The organism is Cytobacillus horneckiae, from assembly GCF_002835735.1.
GTDB classification, from domain to species: Bacteria; Bacillota; Bacilli; order Bacillales; family Cytobacillaceae; genus Cytobacillus; species Cytobacillus horneckiae.
In genome coordinates this window covers 39,398-59,684 of sequence record NZ_PISD01000059.1, presented here as the reverse complement: position 1 = coordinate 59,684, position 20,287 = coordinate 39,398, and the positions used below count along the sequence as shown (strand labels likewise).

The following is a 20,287-nucleotide window of genomic DNA, read 5'->3' as shown; positions in this document are numbered from 1 at the left end:
ATTCGAAATCAGCTGGTAGAAACTACCGAGCTGACCAGTTAACATTGTTCGAAGAGTTTGATCCGTTCACAGGAGAAAAAAATAAGAAGAAATAACGAAATTCTTTAGAATTGGTGAGTGAATGTGGTGCAAAAGGGAAACCTTTCAGTGGGCCTTTAAGGCCAAGGCCGGTAAGAGAGGCTTTCAGCCGCAGAGCAAACCACCAGTTCACACTGGTGGTTTTGATTTCATGAGAGGCGTTAAAAGGGGAGCGCGAGGAAAATACGGAATCGGCGTATCGAATGCTGAGGACTATAGTTATATATAACCAGCCAATTTGTAAAGCCAACATAGGATAATTTAAACGGCACATATGCTAAAATAGTGTATATATCATCAGGTTAAATAATCAGGTGAAATGGGTGTAAATCCGCACGAAAATTAATTTAACCACACTGCATCACAATGAAGGTAGGTGATTTGATGTCAGTTCGTTTTTTGATTGGCCGCTCTGGAAGCGGGAAGACTGAAACATGTATGAATGAGATTCGGCATAGCCTTATTGAATCGCCAGACGGTACGCCAATCATTTATTTAGTACCGGAGCAGATGACATTTTTATCAGAATATAAATTAATTAAAACACCTGGCTTGGACGGGATGATACGCAGTCAAGTGTATTCTTTCACCCGGCTGGCCTGGAGAATCTTACAGGAGACAGGCGGTATGAGCCGCTATCATTTAAATAGTACAGGCATCAGCATGCTGATTCGGAAAATTATCGAAGAAAAAAAGGATGAACTGAAGCTCTTTCAAAAGGCTGCCGATAAAAACGGCTTTATCCAGCAAATTGAACAAATGATGACTGAATTTAAGCGGTATTGCATCCAGCCCGAGGAGCTGGCTGCAAAGCAAATGGAGCTATCGGAAAGCGGAAATAGCGGGAATGCGCTGCTGGACAAGCTTCATGATTTAGAAATAATTTATTCTAATTTTGAAAAGTCGATTATTGATAAATATGTAGATTCTGAAGATTATTTTCAGCTTCTGAGCAATAAGGCTGAAGAGTCAGCTTATTTAAAACAAGCTGACGTATATATAGATGGTTTTTTTAGTTTTACACCGCAAGAATATAATATTATCAATCAATTAATGAAGGTTTGTAAAAATGTAACGATTACTTTGACTCTTGATAAGCCCTTCAAAGAATTGCCACCGGATGATCTGCATTTATTCAGAATGTCAGGTGAAACAAGCCAAACATTATACGAGATGGCAAAAAATAATGGTCAGCAGGTTGAGGAAGTTGTATTTGAAGGGGCATACAGATGGAGTCATCCTTCGTTGCGGCATTTGCAAGCTTATTTTGAAAAGCGGCCTCCGGTTCCATTTGAAGGTGAAGCTGCTATCAGTATTGCGCAAGCGGTTAATCGCAGAGCAGAAATAGAAGGGATTGCAAGAAAAATTAACAGCCTTGTCCGTGAAAACGAATGGCGATATCGTGAGATCGCAGTCCTTGTCCGCAATGCCAATGAGTATAAAGATATGATTTCAACCATTTTCGCTGACTATAACATCCCTTTTTTCATTGATCAAAAACGTACAATGCAGAATCATCCTGTGATTGAATTAATTCGTTCAACTTTAGAAATCATTCACGGAAATTGGCGTTATGAGCCGATTTTTCGTGCGGTAAAAACGGAGTTGCTTTTTCCAGCAAAGCTTAAATCAGATAGTTTAAGAGAGAAAATGGACCGTTTAGAGAATTATGTGCTCGCCTACGGAATACAGGGGTTAAAGTGGACGAAAAAAGACCGCTGGACGTATCGAAGAATGAAAGGACTTGAACTGGAGAACATTGCACAGACAGATAGTGAGCAAAAGCTGGAGCAAGAGATTAATGAACTGCGCGATATGATTACAGCGCCAATATTAAGGCTATCAAGGAGACTAAAGAAGGCGGAAACGGGCCGCAGTTATTGTGAAGCACTATATCTTTATTTAGAAGAAATCGATGTTCCATTGAAAATAGAACAATGGCAAATGACTGAAGAAGAAAATGGAAATCTAGTTAAGTCGAGAGAACATAGCCAGGCATGGAATGCAGTGATTGAACTATTAGATCAATATGTTGAAATGCTTGGTAACGAGGAAGTGACCTTAAAACGCTTCTCAGATGTGCTAGATGCCGGAATGGAGACTTTGCAATTCAGCATCGTTCCTCCTGCGATGGATCAGGTTGTCACGGCTGATCTTGAAAGGTCACGTGTGGCAGATATTAAAGCGGCATTTGTGATCGGACTAAATGAAGGCGTGTTACCTGCAAAATTCCCTGAAGAAGGTGTACTGGCTGATGTAGACAGGGAGAATCTACTCTCATCTGGAATGAAGGTTGCACCAGCAACAAGAACGAAGCTTTTAGATGAAGAATTTCTTGCATATAAAGCGTTTGTTACACCTTCAGAATGGTTGTTTTTAAGCTATCCGCTCGCAAATGAAGAGGGGAAGGCGCTCATGCCGTCGCCATATATAAAACGGATGATGGATATATTTCCAGCTGTACAGGAAAGTTTTTATATGTCTGATCCTGCTGAGCTTCCTGAAGAGGAGCAAATAGGATTTGCAGCAAACTTAAATACCGCACTAACCTATTTAACATCGCAATTGCAGTTAAAGAAAAGAAATTATCCTATTTATGATTTATGGTGGGACACATATAATATTTATTTGCAAAATGATCAATGGCGTGAACGTGCAAAAAAGGTACTATCCAGCTTAAATTATGAAAATCGAACAGCAAACTTAAATGATCAGGTGAGCACTGAATTATACGGCGACCAAATCCAGGCAAGCGTCTCGAGGATGGAGCTGTTTCATAGCTGTCCTTTCTCACATTATGCTCAGCATGGCTTGAGGCTGCGCGAAAGACAAATCTATCGGCTTGATGCGCCAGATATAGGAGAGCTGTTTCATGCTGCACTTAAATATATTACTGAAACAGTAATGATTAAAGAGCTCGATTGGAATGCAATGACAAGAGAGCAATGTGAAATTCTTGCAAAAGAAGCAGTGGAAATGCTGGCACCAAAATTACAAAATGAGATTTTATTAAGCTCTAATCGTCATCATTATATAAAACGAAAATTAGAGCAAATCATAAGCAGAGCTTCATTTATCATGAGTGAGCATGCAAAGGCAAGCGGGTTCTCGCCGGTTGGACTTGAACTTGGATTCGGACCAAAAGGCGAGCTTCCATCATTAACCTTCCCTTTAAAAAATGGATCGAAGATGGAGCTGGTCGGCAGAATTGACCGAGTGGATAAAGCGCAGGATAGCAACGGTGTCTATTTGAGAGTAGTCGACTATAAATCAAGTGCGAAAGATTTAAATGTAAATGAAGTTTATTACGGATTATCATTGCAAATGCTTACTTATTTGGATATTATCATCGCACACTCTGAAGATTTAATTGGCTTGAATGCCGACCCTGCAGGCGTATTATATTTTCATGTTCATAACCCAATGATAAGCGCAGCTAAAATGTTATCAATTGATGAGCTTGAAAAAGAAATCTTTAAGAAGTTTAAGATGAACGGATTGCTATTAGGTGAGGAAAATGTAGTAAAGCTTATGGACCAAACGCTGGAAACTGGCGATTCACCGATTATATCAGCAGGCTTTAATAAAGATGGTTCTTTATCAAAACGATCTAAAGTGGCAAATAAACAGGAATTTAATGATTTGCGCCGATTTGTCCGCCACAAATATACGGCTACAGGGAATCAAATCATTGATGGGCAAGTAGATATTTCTCCATACAAAATGAAGGATCGCACACCGTGTACATTTTGTTCATTTAAGTCGGTTTGCCAATTTGATGAAACGCTTGAGTCAAATGAGTTTAGAAGCCTTGATAATAAAGGCAAAGATGAAATGCTCGCATTAATACGGAAGGAGGTCGAACAAGATGGCTAAGTCTATTATTCCGCCTAAGCCTCCTGAGGTCACATGGACAGATGATCAGTGGAAAGCAATTATGGCAAAAGGGCAGGATATACTCGTAGCTGCAGCAGCCGGATCAGGCAAAACAGCTGTGCTTGTGGAAAGAATTATTACACGGATTCTTTCAGAAGAGGACCCGCTTAATGTGGACGAGATATTAGTGGTAACCTTTACGAATGCATCAGCTGCTGAAATGAGGCATCGTATTGGTGAAGCGTTGGATCATGCGATAGCCATGAATCCGACATCAAGACATTTGAGGAAGCAAGTATCGCTCTTGAATAAAGCATCCATTTCAACCTTGCATTCTTTTTGCCTTGATATGATTCGCAAATATTACTATATGCTTGATGTAGACCCGGGGTTTAGAATTGCAGACGATACAGAAGCCCAGCTCATCAGAGATGAGGTGCTGGATGAATTATTTGAAGAAGCATACGGCAAAGAAGGAAATAATCACTTCTTTGATTTAGTAGATACTTTTACTAATGATCGCAGCGACACCGGTTTACAGGATATGATCCGACATGTTTATGATTTTGCCAGATCTAATCCAGCACCTAATGATTATCTTGAACAAATTGTTCGCATGTATGATGTCAATGAATCGACAGAAGTAGAGAATCTTCCATTTGTTCAGCATGTCTTTGAAGATATCTCACTGCAATTATCAGGAGTGAAGCAGCTATTGATGCATGCTTTAGATTTAACAAAGCAGCCAGGCGGACCAGCTCCTAGAGCGGTTAATTTTGAAGCAGACCTTCAGCTTGTAGATACTTTGATAGAAGCAAAAGATATATCATGGCTTGCTTTATATGAAGGAATGCAAACATATAAGTTCGGCACATTGAAGACTTGTAAAGGTGACGAATATGATCCGGAATTAATAGAAAGATCAAAAAAGCTGAGAGATCAGGCGAAAAAGATCTTGCAAAAAATGAAGGAAGAGCTATTTATTCGAAAGCCTGAAAGCTTTTTAAAAGACATGAAGGAAATGCAGCCATATATTAAAGGATTAACTGAATTGGTAAAAGCATTTTCTGAACGCTTTGAACAAGTGAAAATTGAAAAAGGGCTTGTTGACTTTGCTGATTTAGAGCATCATTGTTTAGCAATCCTTTCTGCAAAAGATAAGAGCGGAGAAATCATTCCATCTCAGGCAGCTCTCGCATGTAGAGCACAGTATAAAGAAGTGCTAGTGGATGAATATCAGGATACGAATTTGGTTCAAGAAGCCATTTTACAATTGGTGACAAAGGATACAGAACAAGATGGAAATCTTTTTATGGTTGGAGATGTAAAGCAATCAATCTACCGCTTTAGACTTGCGGAGCCGAATCTTTTTTTGAGTAAATATAACCGCTTTTCAACAGATGGTGAAGAGAATGGTTTAAGAATAGATCTTGCGCAGAATTTCCGCAGCAGAAAAGAAGTACTTCATGGTACAAATTTTATATTTAAACAAATCATGGGTACATCTGTTGGTGAGATTGAATATGACAATGCAGCTGAACTTGTAACAGGTGCTTCCTATCCTGAAAATCACAAGCACCCGATAGAATTAACTTTGATCGAAGCGGAAGGCAGCATAGAGACAGGAAGTGAAGAGGCTGAAGCTGAAGGATTCGATGCAGCGGACTTGGCGCAATCTCAGCTGGAAGCAAGGTATATGGCGAAAAAGATAAAAGAATTGATTGCCAAACGCCAGGAAGTATACTATGCGAAATCAAAGACGGTAAAGCCTACGAAATATCGTGATATTGTTATTCTGCTGCGTTCGATGACTTGGGCGCCCCAGATTATGGAGGAGTTTAAGCAGCAAGGTATTCCTGTTTATGCAAACTTATCAAATGGCTATTTTGAAGCTACAGAAGTTTCAATTATGATGTCACTGCTTAAGGTCATTGATAATCCATACCAGGATATCCCACTTGCATCAGTTTTGCGATCACCCATCATTGGATTAACTGAAAATGAACTTGCAACTATTCGTATTCACAATAAAAAAGGCTCATATTACGAAGCACTAGCAGGATTTTGCAGCGGCAAACCTGTTGGAGAAGAAGAAGCCCTTTATGATAAGGTAAAGCCATTTTTCGCACGCTTAAATGAATGGCGTAAAATGGCAAGGCAAGGCTCACTCTCGGATTTAATTTGGCATTTGTACCGTGAGACCAGGTTTTATGATTTCGCCGGTGGAATGCCTGGTGGAAAGCAAAGGCAAGCGAATCTTCGTGCGCTTTATGATCGTGCCAGGCAATATGAATCAACTTCGTTTAGAGGGCTGTTCCGCTTTTTGCGTTTTATAGAAAGAATGCGTGATCGCGGCGATGATCTGGGTGCAGCACGTGCTTTAGGAGAGCAGGAAGATGTTGTCCGTATTATGACCATTCACAGCAGTAAAGGTTTGGAGTTTCCGTTTGTTTTTATCGCCGGGCTTGCGAGAAACTTTAACACAATGGACTTGAAGAAATCATTTTTACTTGATAAGGATTTAGGTTTTGCCTATAAATATGTCAATGCCCAAAAGCGGATTTCTTTCCCTTCACTTCCTCAGCTAGCTTTCAAACGGAAGAAGAAGATGGAGATGATTTCTGAAGAGATGAGAGTGCTGTATGTTGCCTTGACAAGAGCAAAGGAAAAATTGTATCTTGTTGCCTCATTGAAAAACCCGGATAAAAAGCTGAAGGATTGGCAAGCCTCGGCAAATTCTCCAGATTGGCTGTTGAATGATTATTCCCGCTCAAGTGCATCCGGCTATCTTGATTGGATAGGACCAGCTTTAGTTCGACATCCTGATGGAGAACTGATAAGTGGTGAAGATGGCACCATAAGCGGATTGATTCATCATGAGATTCAATCTCATCCATCCTGCTGGGAAATTCAAGTGATGAGCAAAGAAGAAGCAGCTGACACTGCAGGAGAAGCGGAAGAAGAGAAGGAATTGCTGCTCGATAAAGTAAATAATGGCGAGCGCGTTCCTATAGAATCGACGCATTATAACCAAGTATTGTCTCAGCTTTCTTGGCTGTACGACTATAAGGATGCATCACAATCACGCTCAAAACAATCTGTGTCAGAAGTTAAAAGGCAAAAGGAAATTTTCGCAGTTGAAGAAAGCGGAACAGAATTGTTAACAACTTTTAAGAAGCCGCTTTTAAACCGACCTCTTTTTATGCAGGAGAAAACATTATCACCGGCAGAACGCGGGACGGCGATGCACACTGTCATGCAGCATTTGGACTTAAATGAAGATACTTCCGAAGAGAAAATATTAAGGAAGCTGGACATGCTAGTCCAAAAAGAACTATTAACAGAAGAACAGGTTGATGTCATCGATGCGGAACTTATACTGGCTTTCCTTCGCACAGAACTTGCAGACAGGATGAGGCAGTCAGATTCGTTAAGAAAAGAAATTCCATTTAGTTTATCGATTCCTGCAAGCGAAATTTATCGCAATTGGACAGGTGATGAAGAAGCGGTTCTTGTGCAAGGAATCATTGACTGTATTTTTGAGGATGAGGCGGGTCTAGTTTTGATTGATTATAAGACTGATCAAATTAAAAGCCGTTTTAAAGGTGGAATTGAAGAGGCTGCTCCAGTTTTAATGGAGCGCTATAATCTACAATTAGATATGTATACGTTAGCGCTTGAAAAAATTCTCAGGAGACAAATTAAAGAAAGATATTTATTTTTCTTTGACGGAGCCTATACCTTGAAGATTTAAGCTGAAGAAGCAGGAAGCTTTTAGCTTTCTGCTTCTTTATTAGAGGTTATAAGTTGCCAATCGTTGGCTGGTCAACTAGATTTGTATCTAACACGTTACTGGCACTGAGTCCGTTATTTGTAATGATAAAACCGCCTGTATTTACTGCGCCTGCACCAGAATTTGATTTTGCATTGCTTTTAGGAGAAATATAGAGCGTATCGCCGAATTGAACGATACCTCCACCTACACTTATAATCTGTACAGGTCCAATAATCGCTGGCATGTAAAACATCCTTTATAATTAATTATCGATTAGGGCTTGAAGAAAGTTGCCGAAAATGTTTAACTCTTGATTCCATAGAAATATCCTTAGTGCTCCCGATATGAAGAACTGAGCTGGCAGATACACCAATAATATCAATTGATTTTACATTAATTATTGGATGAAGGTTTGCTGTGTCCATATAAATATTTTCTGTTATGGGACTAATGATAAATGGTTCAGTATAAATGTCATACTCAGTGAACTTACCCTCTTTTCCGAAGAATATTTCAGTATCTCTTTGCAGGGCGAGAGCTCTAGAAAAGCATTGAATATAGGAGGAATCTCCAATTTCAAAAATGGAAGAGAACCCAAAAGTATCAGCTTTGATTGATTTAACAACAGATGTTCTTTTTAACATTAGACTCACTCCGGTGTCAAAGGCACGAAAGGACCGATAATGAGGGATTCAGGCGGTGTATCAAAGGTTGATGCTAACTGTATTGTTTCTGCATCTCCAACGAGTAAGATAGAAGAACTGGATACACCAATGACTCTTATATGGCCAACACAAAGCTCTCGATTATATACTTGGAAATTCATTCGTTCTTCGTCCCTTTCATATTTTCAGGCAGATGGCTCAAAAAGGCATGAACACCGTTTTCAATTTCATTTTTCAATTGTGCGATTACTTGCTCATTTTGCTGGACGGTATCCATATCATTTCGAACAGGGCTTTGTTTCAAATAATAATCGATGCGTTTCGGAAGCTGCTTTTTCACATCCTCCTTAATAAACTCTGAATACGATCCTTCTCCAGACATATTTAATTTGCTCTCAGCTTCAGCAACCACTAGAGGAAGCTCACCTTCAATATAGCTGATCATTTCATTTTCAATATCCATATTGCGCTTTAAGAAATTTTTGGGTGATACGGGGGTGTTTATTTCTTTGTTATCTACTGAGAAATCGTCTATATCTTGGAAGTCTGATGGATTTAAACCTATATTTAATGTGCCTTCAAGCGTTTCTACTTTCAGCTGGTCAAATTTATATTCGATGCGGTCGATATGGATTGGCTGGCGTTCTCTCGTTTCAGCTGATTCATGCTGCAATTTTTTTACCGATTTTTCAAGCTTTTTGATGCGCTGCTCCTGTGTTTGAATGTATGCTTGAAGCTGCTGAAGGTATGCGAATATATCCTGATTCATTAAAACACCACCCCGTCATTTTTAAATATTATGGTTTTGTTGGTGCAATTAACGGTACCATTGGCGTCCCTACAAATGTTCCTGATGGAAGAGGGGTTTCATATTCTGGAGCTGGTTCAGTAAAACCGCCTGTATTATACAAATGAGAGGAAGGCTTTATGATACCCGCACTGCCAATTTGAAACACGGATGAGTTAGAGACACCGCCTATTTTGATAAGATTAATATGAATGGACTGCTGTATATAAAAATTGCTCATATGATCACCCGTCTTTTAAGCATTAAAGAAGTTACCTTGATCTACTGTATCGTTATCATACGTATTTGTTGAGCTATAATGGTTGACAACTTCCAGCCCATCACCTGTGTTAAAGGAGCCTGCACCTGAAAACGTCTTTGCATTTGACAAAGGCATAATCTTATAAACATCTCCAATATTAAACACAGAACTGCTCCCGATTGAAATGACCTGGACCGCTCCGACAATTGCTGGCATTATGAACATCCTTTTCATTTCATTGACTTTCATAAACTTAACGGGCATCCGCCCGGGTAGCCTATTTACCACTATCGTATGTGCCTAAAGCAAGAGTGTGAAAACAAAGCCCAAAATTATTTAAAAATGTTCTATAACAGGATAGAAAAATATGGCTGTACTTATACAATTATGCTAAAATAATTATAATCAGAAATTTAAAAATATTCTCGAGGTGGTTTTGTCATGAATGTTCCTTTAATATTAACGCAGTTTTTAGATCGTGCCGTTCGTTTATATGGAGAAAAAGAAGCTATATACGGGGATAATAAAGTACTTACATATAATCAATTAAATGACAGGGTCAATCAGCTCTCATATGGGTTAAAATCTTTAGGCGTACAAAAGGGAGACAGAATTGCTTATTTGGCACCAAATTCTGTGGAAATGCTTGAAGGCTTTTACGGTGTCTTTCAGCTTGGTGGAATCATGGTACCGCTCAATATTCGTTTAATGCCTGCTGACTATGTATTTATTTTAAATCATAGCGAATCAAAAGTGTTATTTGTCGATCAAGGTCTTTATCAGCTTATAGAACCAGTAAAAGATCAATTATCTACCGTAGAGAAAATCATCGTACATTATAAAGATGAAGAGACAAATGAAACCGGTTACGATTCTTGGCTGCAAAGCTTCCCAAGCAAGGAATTTACAAGAGAACCTTTAGAGGAAAATGATGTATGCAGTCTGTTATATACAAGCGGTACAACTGGAAACCCAAAAGGAGTTATGCTCACTCACCGCAATAATTATTTGCATGCGCTAAGTACAATGCATCACCTCCGTGTAAGTGATAAAGATACATTGATTCACGTGCTGCCAATGTTTCATGTGAATGGCTGGGCTCGCCATTTTACTATACGGCAAATGGTGCCGCGCAAGTGTGTTTGCGTAAAACGACGCCTGAAGTCATTTTTAACGCCTTGAAGAAGTACGAAGCGTCTGTTATCCATATGGCTCCAACAGTATTAAATTCGTTAATGCAATTCTATGATCAACATCAAACAAAATTCAAACATAGCATAAGAATTGTTATTGCAGGATCAGCACCGCCGCCAGCGTTTGTAACAAAGGTGGAAGAGGAGATGGGATGGGAATTTATTCAGGTTTACGGAATGACGGAATCTTCGCCTTTAAGTACCATTTCAACGATTCGATCACATCTTGAGGAACTACCAAACAAGGAGAAATATCGTATGAAAGCGAAAGCAGGCTATCAGATGATTGGTGCAGAAGTAAGAGTAATAAATGAACGTGGTGTAGAGGTGGAAAAAAATGGAAACGATATAGGAGAAGTCGTTGTGCGCAGCAACGGAGTAATGAAGGGGTACTGGAAAAACGAGGAAGCAACTGCGGAAGCGATTAGAGATGGATGGCTGCATACTGGCGATATGGGAACAGTAGATTCTTTAGGAAATGTCGATATTGTTGACCGGAAAAAAGATATAATTATTAGCGGCGGCGAGAACATCTCTTCCATTGAGATTGAGGGTGTACTTTATGAGCATCCGGCCGTTCTTGAAGCAGCGGTTATCGCAGTGCCGCATGATAAATGGGGAGAGACACCTCATGCCTTAGTTGTTCTTCGCCAAGAACATACAGTGACAGAGGAAAAGCTGATTGCCTTTACTAGAGAAAATATGGCGCACTTCAAGGCGATTACCGGGGTAACATTTACGGATGAATTGCCTAAGACCGCATCGGGAAAAATCCAAAAAATCCATTTGCGAAAACGTTATTGGGAAGCAGAAGGGAACCATGACGGCCGCTTTGTAAATTAATATTGAAGTGAGAAGAGATTGCCTATTCTGTAATCTCTTTTCATTTGTTGTTTTATAAGCAGTAGAATCTATTGGATATTTGTGCCTCTCAGCTCGCGATCACTCTTGGAAAGCAAATTGTATACCGGCAGCGAATGAATATGAACAAACAAGATTTCAATAGCTTTTCTAGACAAACTGCTAGCGCATTATCTAAGATGTATGTAGAGGTATATAAAAAGGAGGTTTATATGAAGCCAATAACCGAAAATAATAGAATCATTGCGATTGACATGATGAGAGGTTTTGCGATATTTGGCATCTTTTTAGTTAATATGTTATCGTTTCATACACCATTTATTTATATCGACCCGTATACTTGGTGGGATAGCGGCATTGATCGCAATCTTTATACGGTTATCGATATTTTTGTGCAAGCGAGCTTTTATCCGCTATTTGCCTTATTATTTGGTTACGGAGTAATGATTTTAAGGGAAAGGGTGATGGCAAAGGGGCTGTCATTTCCAATTATTGCATTTAGACGCTTCACATTCCTGCTAATCCTTGGCTTGTTGCATGCATTATTAATATGGCATGGTGATATTCTAGTAACCTATGCTGTAATAGGGTTTATTTTTTTGCTATTTATGAAAATGTCAGCAAAATCCTTAATCATTACTGGAATAGTGATGTATGTTTTACCGAATATTTTATTATCATTGCTGTTATTAGTCGCGATGATGCTAGAGCCTGGCAGCGGGGTGACAATGTTTGTAAATATAGAGTCATATATCCATACATATCAGCAAGGAAGCTTTGTAGAAATTACAGAACAGCGGATTGAAGATTGGTATTTTACAAATAATTTTGGAACGTTGCCTTTACTGGTCATCACGATTCTTCCGCTCTTCCTTATCGGGGCAGGTGTGCAAAAGCTTAAACTGTTTGAGCATATTGAACTTCATCAATCTATCATTAAAAAAGCGGCCGTATTCACATTAATTGCCGGATTGGCCATTAAGGCAATTCCTTATGTGTGGGATGAAAATCTGGCTGCGCAATATATCCAAGATACCTTTGGCGGACCGTTGCTGGCAATTGGCTATAGTTTATCAATTGCTACATTAGCAACAATGAATAAGCTAAGAAAAATATTGGAGCCGCTCGCCTATGTTGGCCGTCTTTCCATTAGCAATTACCTGCTTCAATCGATTCTGTCCACCCTTCTTTTTTATGGCTATGGATTAGGGTTTTACGGAAAGGTTTCGATTATTGAAGGGACAGTGATCGTTATCATCGTATTTATTTTTCAAATCTTCTTAAGCAAGCTGTGGATGAAGCATTATTATTACGGGCCAGTGGAATGGTTATGGAGAGCATTTACTTACATGAAAAAGCCTGAATTAAAAAGAAAGTGATGAATGAATGCAAAATATCGTACATTCCGAAAAATGTGCGTTATACTTTACTCTAATAATAATAAATGGGGTGAGGAAAAATGAAATTTGTCACATTTGAACATCATGGGGAAGTGAAATACGGTGCGCTAATAAAGGGGGATACAGTTATTCTGCCTTTACAAGAGGCAGCAGAAAGAAAGTATGGAGAGAGAAGATTGCCTCGTCAGCTTATTGAAGCGATAGCCTTACCACAGCTTTTAGAAGAAGCAGGGAATCTATCAGAGTGGGCTTTAAATGATCATGAGGGTGAAGAGCTATTCATTCCATTAACAGCTGTAAAGTTATTGGCGCCGATTCCTCGTCCGGCGAAAAACATCTTTTGTGTTGGGAAGAACTATGCAAAGCACGCAATTGAAATGGGCAGTGCAGCAGACATTCCAGATGATATCATCGTTTTTACAAAAGCACCGACAGCTGTAGCTGGACCTGATCAAATTATATTAAATCATCAAGAAATCACTTCACAGCTTGATTATGAAGGCGAGCTAGCAGTCATCATCGGCAAAGAAGGCAGAGGTATTACTGAAGAAGCTGCATTGGATTATGTTTTCGGATACACCATCATAAACGACGTCACTGCACGTGATCTGCAAAGCAAACATAAACAGTTCTTTATTGGGAAGAGTCTTGATACTACTTGTCCAATGGGGCCTTGGATTGTTGCTAAAGAGAGTGTAGGCAATCCGAATAAATTAAATATCGAGACGAAGGTTAACGGGGAAATTAGACAGTCTTCAAATACAGAAAATTTTATCTTCCCAGTTGAAAAAGTGATTAGCATATTATCTCAAGGGATGACTTTAGAGCCCGGTGATGTTATTGCGACAGGTACACCTGAAGGGGTAGGCAAGGGATTTAAGCCGCCTCGTTTTTTACAGCGTGGTGACCAAGTTGAAATTACTGTTGAAAGTGTAGGCACATTAGTCAATCGGATAGAGGATTGACAGGGGATTTTTCAAAAAATAGACACATTCTATTGATAAATCTAGGTTATCCGTTTTTTTCTTAGGATTTATAAGGTGGATATGATATGATGTAAACGAATTCACCCTTACATGACAGGCATTAAGGGGGATTGATTACTAAAGGAGGTTGAATTTTTTGACTCATGCTCATTTATCGACATGGATTATTGCATTGATTTTATTTTTCGTAGCTCTTGGCTTGCAAAAAAGCGGCAAAGACAAAGTCGTACATATGATTTTAAGGCTTTTCTATTTATTAATTATCGCTACTGGTGTAATGATGCTATTTTCCATAAGCAATATTGATTTAATGTATGTTTTAAAATCAATTGTTGGCCTATGGGTTATTTCAATGCTTGAAATGATTTTAGTTCGTACGAAAAAAGGGAAGAAGACGACAATCTTATGGGTACAGCTAGTTGTAGCATTTTTGCTTGTGCTTTATCTTGGGTTAAGTCTACCACTCGGTTTTACACCATTTATGTAATAGTAAAATATACTTAGTAAGCTGCTTATTTAAGCAGCTTTTTTCTTTTATTTAGATGTCATTATTCCTATATTTGTGTTATTTTTAAACTAATATAACTAACGAGTGCAGTCATAATAGTCTTTTATTCCTGTTGAAGGAAAACAAATTTATTTAGTGGTGATGACTATGGCTATAACAATTTCATGCAAATATAAGGATCAAAGTCAACTTTATACATATATAAGAAACGATCGTTTGCAAGAATCTCCTAGTCTGCTTATTCAAGTGTATTCAGGTAGTTTGGATCGCAGTGAAGCACAGGCTATATTGAAACTGCTGCATACTTATTTGCCGCAAGCAAAGGTTGTAGGCTGCACATCGGGCGGGGCAATGATTGATGGAGAATTTATTGAAAAAGAAACGATTCTTCTTTTTACAATGTTCAATGAGGCAGCTGCAGAGGCCATACTAGTAGATAAGCATTCTATATTCAAGCAGACACTTGCAGATATGATGAAAAAGCAACAGATGATGCAGAGTGACATTAAAGCCTTTATGGTATTGGCAGGTCCTTTAGAAAAAGAGGCAAAAAACCTCTTGGACGATCTAAAAGAACATTATGACCATATCCCTCTCTTTGTCGGGCAAGCAAGTAAAGCTGGATTTTTACTTTGCAATCAGTCGATAATCGATGAAGGGGCTGTCATTATCTTACTCTTCGGTAAAAATTTGACTGTCACGCCTATTTCCCAGTATGAAAAAAAGGAATTAGCCACTCCATTTGTCGTTACAAAGGCAAGAGGTCAAACAATTATAGAATTGAACGATGAATCTCCAGCAAACGTAATCGGAAGATATTTGGGGAAGGCGTTTGTAAAGCAAATACCACATTCAAGCGCAGCACTTCCGTTTATTGTGCATTACAATCAAATTCGTACTCGTGCATTAATAGTTAAACAGTATAACAACGGAAGTATAAAGTTGAACACCACTGTACAAGCAGGGGCTAGGTTATCGATATCATATAGCGATTCGAGAGATTTTTTTAAAGGGAATTCAATCGAGCCAGACATTTTATCTGCTAACGATATAGAAACGATGTTTTTATTTTACCCATACAGAAACGGTCAAGTTTTAGGTCATGAAGCCGAAAAGGATTTACAGTTTATCTCTTCACATTTACCGTTAACTGGATTGGTATCTTTTGGCGAGCTGTCAATTGGGCAAGAAGAAAGACGTATATGCTCTGGTTTGGGAATAACAGAATCCTTCACTACTCCAGCAGAGGTGAACGTTGCTCAATTGGAACAGAAGAATATCAAACAAGAGGCGTTAGCTCATTTAGTACAGGTAACCAATCATAAAAACAAACAATTGCAGGAGCAGTTGAATAAAACATGTCAATATTATCATATTCTGTTCAAAAATAATCCGGATGTAGTTTTTACTACAGATAAACAAGGAACTTTTACAAGTATCAACCCTTTGTTTGAATTGAATACCGGCTATAAAGAAAATGAGCTATTAGGTCAATCAGTTATCAATATGGTTTCTAAAGAAGTAGTGCCGAGGCTTAGAATGCATTTTAATCATGCTCTAAAAGGAACAGAACAAATCTTTCATACAGAAATAATAGGAAAAAATGGGGCTAAAAGCTATTATGAAATCAAGCTTGTCCCAATACATATTGAAGGCGATATTGTTGGTTTATATGGAATGGCAAAAAATTTAACCGAGTTAAAAATCATCGAAAATAAATTAACCGAATTATCATATTACGACCATCTAACTGGTTTGCCGAATAAAACAAAATTTACTGAACAGCTCAATATATTAATCAAGCGATCACGAAAGAATCAGCAAAAGCTTGCATTATTAAGTATTGATATTGACAGGTTTAAAATCATTAATGAAAGCATTGGCCATTACTTTGGTGATAGAATCTTAAAGCAGCTTTCAGAAAAAATTGAAAAGAAAATACCGCCGGAATCCTACCTAGGTAATTTTGGTGGAGATAACTTTACATTAATTCTTTCGCAAAGTGTGAATGTCGATGAAGTGATGAAAATTGCGCAATCGATTTTGGCTGCGATTGCCGAGCCGATTCAATTTAATCAACAAGAGTTCTATGTGACAGCAAGCGTCGGCGTCAGCCTCTTTCCTGACGACGGAAATGATCGCTATCACTTGCTAAAGAATGCAGATATTGCTTTAAATTCGTCGAAGCAGCTTGGCGGCAATCGAACCACCTTTTTCTCTGATGAAATGAATCAGCACATTATTCAGCGTGTTGAAATGGAAGGGTATTTAAGGAAAGCAATCAAACATAAACAATTTTCATTGCATTATCAGCCTTTAATCGATTTAGAAAGCGGAAAAATCTTTGGAAGTGAGGCGCTAATAAGATGGAATCATCCGAAACTAGGGCTGGTTACACCTTCAAGATTTATCCCGCTGGCAGAAGAGACAGGCTTAATAAATGAGATTGGCAAGTGGGTCCTTAACACAGCCTGCAGTCAAAATAAACAATGGCAGAGACTCGGACTAGGCGATTTAGTCATTTCTGTTAATGTAGCCGCCTATCAGTTCCAGCAGCCCGAGTTTTTATCAATTGTAGAGGAAGCATTGCTCCGCTCAGGACTAGAAGCAAAATATTTAACGCTGGAGCTAACCGAAAGTACAATGCTGCAAAATATAGAATACAGTATCGAAGTAATGAACAGCTTAAGGAAAATGGGCGTCAAAGTATCGATTGACGATTTCGGAACAGGCTATTCCTCTCTCAGCTATTTGAAGGACCTGCCGATCAATACATTAAAAATTGACCGATCATTTATAAACAATTTAAAAGTAGACACATCAGATATTGCCATTGTTAAGGCGATCATTACGATGGGGCATGGTTTGCGCGTGAAAGTACTCGCAGAAGGTGTGGAGACTAGAGAACAGATTGAGCTTCTCAAACAATTAAAATGCCACTATGCACAGGGATATTATATTCAAAAGCCTTTAAATATTTTAGACTTTGAAAAAGGAATAAGAGAATCGTCATAAAAAAGAAAGGAGCAAACGTAAGCTCCTTTCTTTTTTCGGTAAATTAAGAGGATGATATTTTTTCTATTACCATTCTTTTTCCACTATTAAGTGTAAATTCAAACCGGTCTGTCTCGTTCTCATAATAGAAAAAGTGGTGCTGCACACTGCATATATGTTCTTGATTATCAAAAATCATAAAGTTAACACCGCTTTTTCTATCTTCATCGTTAAAGAAGGTTAATTGATTATAGCAGTAAATGCAATCAAATATAGAAAAATGAATGCTATTTAAACTCGTGACAAACTGGATGAACGCATCATCATTCACTTCATCTAACAATCTTTCGAGCGAGAATATGAGAAGTTTGCGAATCCGAACTGTATCCTGATCCTTTAAGAAAAGTATTTCATCGTCACAAGATATTTTTCCATTACCAACTAACACGCCTTTTTTCCACCGCTTAAATCTGTACACTTCAACCTCTTGTTGGAGAAATTCATCCAATAGAGATGCTTCATCAGTCTCCTGATCAAAGAATACCCATTGTTCATTAATAAACTCAACTGACCCCTCGGAAAACGCACGCGATTGTTTATCTATAAGTTTCAAACGTTGTTGCTTATTCATAAAAAACCTCCATTTTCTCTCTACACTCTATTTTTGGTCAATTGCCGAACGTTTTATAACCTTATATAGGACAATTAACCAATTACTTTACCCTGCATAGAATGAATCCATGCATGATGTGCCGGGCAATTCCACTAATCAGCTTAAACACTCCATAATAAATTAAGCGATTAATAAGCTACAGACTGTACCTCAAACTGGTTAAGAGGTGCAAAAGAAAGGATGATGACAATATGTGTGGAATCACAGGCTGGGTTGATTTTAATACAAATATGGAAAATGAATTAAATACACTTGGTAAAATGACCGAAACATTATCTAAAAGAGGGCCGGACGATACAAATGTATGGACCTCAGGGCATGCAGGCTTCGGGCATAAAAGACTGGTTGTCGTTGATCCGGTATGCGGGAAGCAACCGATGACAATTGAAAAAAGGAGCAATCTTTATACAATTTGCTATAATGGCGAGCTATATAATACAGAAGACATTAGAAAAGAACTCCTTATAAAAGGATATTCTTTTAAAGGCCATTCTGATACAGAGGTTTTGCTAACTTCTTACATTGAATGGGGTAAAAATTGTCTGGAAAGGTTAAATGGCATCTTTGCTTTTGCCATTTGGGATGAGCACAAGCAGGAATTGTTTATAGGACGTGATCGTCTAGGGGTAAAGCCGCTATTCTATAAAGAAACAGCCGCTGGCATCATCTTTGGCTCTGAACTGAAGGCAATCTTAAAGCATCCGCAAGTAAAGACAGAGCTTAATAGAGAAGGACTTGCTGAGGTTTTCGGGCTTGGACCTTCCAGATCGCCTGGATTCGGCGTGTTCAAAGGCTTGGTTGAATTGCGTCCAGCACATGCGTTATCTCTTTCAAAAAATGGGCTAAATATTTGGCGTTACTGGAATGTGAAAAGCGATGAGCATAAAGATAGCCTAGAGGAGACAGCGGAAAAGGTAAAATACTTAGTGACAGATGCTGTTACAAGACAGCTTGTTTCGGATGTTCCATTATGTACTTTATTATCTGGAGGCTTGGATTCAAGTGCGATTACTGCGATTGCAGCTACAGCCTATCAAAAGGAAGGCAAGCCGCCATTAAGAACTTATTCGATTGACTATGAGGGGAACGATCAGTTTTTCAAAGCAAATGATTTTCAGCCGAATTCTGACGGAGTGTATATTAATAAAATGTCAGATACATTCCAGACGGTTCATCAAAACTGTATTATCAGCCAAGAGGAGCTGGCAGCAAATTTAATTGAAGCGGTACATGTCAGAGACCTGCCAGGTATGGCAGATATCGATTCTTCACTACTATGGTTTTGTCGTGAAATCAAAAAGGATCATGTTGTTAGCCTATCGGGAGAATGTGCGGATGAAATATTTGGAGGATATCCTTGGTTTCATCGGACAGATGATCTTAGCAGGACCGGCTATCCTTGGATGCGATCAATCGATGAAAGACAAAGGCTGTTAAAAGCCGACTGGCGCAGTAAACTTCAGCTGCAGGAATACAGCATGGAAAAATACAAGCAGGCGGTAGCTGAAACGCCAAACCTGGATGGCGAATCGGAGTTGGAGACAAAAAGAAGAGAGCTATTTTATATTAATATGATTTCCTTTATGACCACGCTGCTTGATCGTAAAGATCGCATGAGCATGGGAGCAAGCCTGGAAGTGCGTGTGCCATTCGCTGATCACCGTCTAGTCGAGTATGTATGGAATATCCCTTGGGAGATGAAAATGCATGGAAACAGGGAAAAAGGCATTTTGCGTAAAGCTTTAGAGGGCGTTTTGCCAGAAGAAGTGCTTTATCGCAAAAAAAGCCCTTATCCAAAAACGCATAATCCAGTTTATATTAGTATCGTACAAAATATGCTTAATGAAGTACTTGATGATTCATCATCCGCGCTATATGAATTTTTTGATGAAAAGAATTTAAGAGAAATTGTGGCAACAAAAGGGGATGCATTCCAGGTGCCTTGGTTCGGCCAATTAATGACTGGCCCGCAGCTTCTAGCCCACCTTGCCCAAATTCATTATTGGTTTAAAGATTACAATATTAATATAGTTGAATAATGCGTATATGACGACTGCCCTAGATGACTAGCAAGGGCAGTTTTTTATTGTTAAAAAAATATTGTTATATATAAGGCAGATGAATTCATCATGAATACACGAAGACGCCAGCGGAAAATGTGCCAACGGTAAGTGAAGTGTTTTCGGGCAGCAGGTCAAATAGCAACCAATTATAAGAAATATTCTTTCA

The 20,287-nt window shown here is 38.8% G+C and carries 14 protein-coding genes and 2 pseudogenes; 9 read left to right on the top strand and 7 right to left on the bottom strand.

What is annotated here, in order from left to right:
* From CWS20_RS29460 to addA, 3 genes and pseudogenes are all read left to right on the top strand, one after another.
* Window positions 1-95, top strand: a pseudogene (locus CWS20_RS29460) (IS200/IS605 family transposase); the annotation flags it as partial.
* A 367-nt stretch (window positions 96-462) separates the two neighbouring features.
* Complete coding sequence (gene addB, locus CWS20_RS22620) at window positions 463-3,954, top strand: helicase-exonuclease AddAB subunit AddB (RefSeq protein ID WP_066196001.1); 3,492 nt, start codon at window positions 463-465, stop codon at window positions 3,952-3,954.
* Window positions 3,947-7,708: a helicase-exonuclease AddAB subunit AddA gene (gene addA / locus CWS20_RS22615; protein WP_066196005.1), complete on the top strand. Its 3,762-nt coding sequence runs from the start codon at window positions 3,947-3,949 to the stop codon at window positions 7,706-7,708. The genes addB and addA overlap by 8 nt, the downstream gene beginning before the upstream one ends.
* Window positions 7,709-7,754: 46 nt before the next feature.
* Here the strand turns inward: addA and CWS20_RS22610 are convergent, their stop codons facing one another.
* The 6 genes from CWS20_RS22610 to CWS20_RS22585 are packed head-to-tail and all read right to left on the bottom strand — an operon-like array spanning window position 7,755 to window position 9,659.
* Window positions 7,755-7,973 (bottom strand): spore germination protein, encoded by a 219-nt coding sequence (locus CWS20_RS22610; protein WP_066196007.1) that lies wholly within the window; start codon window positions 7,971-7,973, stop codon window positions 7,755-7,757.
* Between the two features lie 22 nt (window positions 7,974-7,995).
* Window positions 7,996-8,373: a spore germination protein GerPE gene (locus CWS20_RS22605; protein ID WP_066196010.1), complete on the bottom strand. Its 378-nt coding sequence runs from the start codon at window positions 8,371-8,373 to the stop codon at window positions 7,996-7,998.
* A 5-nt stretch (window positions 8,374-8,378) separates the two neighbouring features.
* Window positions 8,379-8,555, bottom strand: coding sequence for a spore gernimation protein GerPD (locus CWS20_RS22600; protein ID WP_066196013.1), 177 nt, complete (start codon window positions 8,553-8,555; stop codon window positions 8,379-8,381).
* Window positions 8,552-9,163: a spore germination protein GerPC gene (gerPC, locus tag CWS20_RS22595; protein WP_066196015.1), complete on the bottom strand. Its 612-nt coding sequence runs from the start codon at window positions 9,161-9,163 to the stop codon at window positions 8,552-8,554. The genes CWS20_RS22600 and gerPC overlap by 4 nt, the downstream gene beginning before the upstream one ends.
* Window positions 9,164-9,191: 28 nt before the next feature.
* Window positions 9,192-9,422 (bottom strand): spore germination protein GerPB, encoded by a 231-nt coding sequence (locus CWS20_RS22590; protein WP_066196018.1) that lies wholly within the window; start codon window positions 9,420-9,422, stop codon window positions 9,192-9,194.
* 15 nt (window positions 9,423-9,437) lie between these two features.
* On the bottom strand, window positions 9,438-9,659 hold the full coding sequence (locus tag CWS20_RS22585; protein ID WP_066196020.1) for a spore germination protein: 222 nt from the start codon (window positions 9,657-9,659) through the stop codon (window positions 9,438-9,440).
* Window positions 9,660-9,884: 225 nt separating this feature from the next.
* Here CWS20_RS22585 and CWS20_RS22580 point away from each other — a divergent pair.
* From CWS20_RS22580 to CWS20_RS22560, 5 genes and pseudogenes are all read left to right on the top strand, one after another.
* Window positions 9,885-11,479, top strand: a pseudogene (locus tag CWS20_RS22580) (long-chain-fatty-acid--CoA ligase).
* A 230-nt stretch (window positions 11,480-11,709) separates the two neighbouring features.
* Window positions 11,710-12,876: a DUF418 domain-containing protein gene (locus tag CWS20_RS22575; protein WP_066196026.1), complete on the top strand. Its 1,167-nt coding sequence runs from the start codon at window positions 11,710-11,712 to the stop codon at window positions 12,874-12,876.
* 80 nt (window positions 12,877-12,956) lie between these two features.
* Window positions 12,957-13,862: a fumarylacetoacetate hydrolase family protein gene (locus CWS20_RS22570; protein ID WP_066196029.1), complete on the top strand. Its 906-nt coding sequence runs from the start codon at window positions 12,957-12,959 to the stop codon at window positions 13,860-13,862.
* A 157-nt stretch (window positions 13,863-14,019) separates the two neighbouring features.
* On the top strand, window positions 14,020-14,370 hold the full coding sequence (locus CWS20_RS22565; protein WP_066196032.1) for a YisL family protein: 351 nt from the start codon (window positions 14,020-14,022) through the stop codon (window positions 14,368-14,370).
* 168 nt (window positions 14,371-14,538) lie between these two features.
* On the top strand, window positions 14,539-17,406 hold the full coding sequence (locus CWS20_RS22560; protein WP_066196033.1) for a bifunctional diguanylate cyclase/phosphodiesterase: 2,868 nt from the start codon (window positions 14,539-14,541) through the stop codon (window positions 17,404-17,406).
* 43 nt (window positions 17,407-17,449) lie between these two features.
* On the opposite strand, the gene CWS20_RS22555 is transcribed toward CWS20_RS22560, so the two are convergent.
* Window positions 17,450-18,016, bottom strand: a complete 567-nt coding sequence (locus CWS20_RS22555; RefSeq protein ID WP_066196038.1) for a DUF2777 domain-containing protein — start codon at window positions 18,014-18,016, stop codon at window positions 17,450-17,452.
* A gap of 233 nt (window positions 18,017-18,249) precedes the next feature.
* Between CWS20_RS22555 and asnB the strand changes: the two genes are divergently transcribed.
* Window positions 18,250-20,097, top strand: a complete 1,848-nt coding sequence (gene asnB / locus CWS20_RS22550) for an asparagine synthase (glutamine-hydrolyzing) (RefSeq protein ID WP_066196042.1) — start codon at window positions 18,250-18,252, stop codon at window positions 20,095-20,097.
* The last annotated feature ends 190 nt before the right edge of the window (window positions 20,098-20,287 follow it).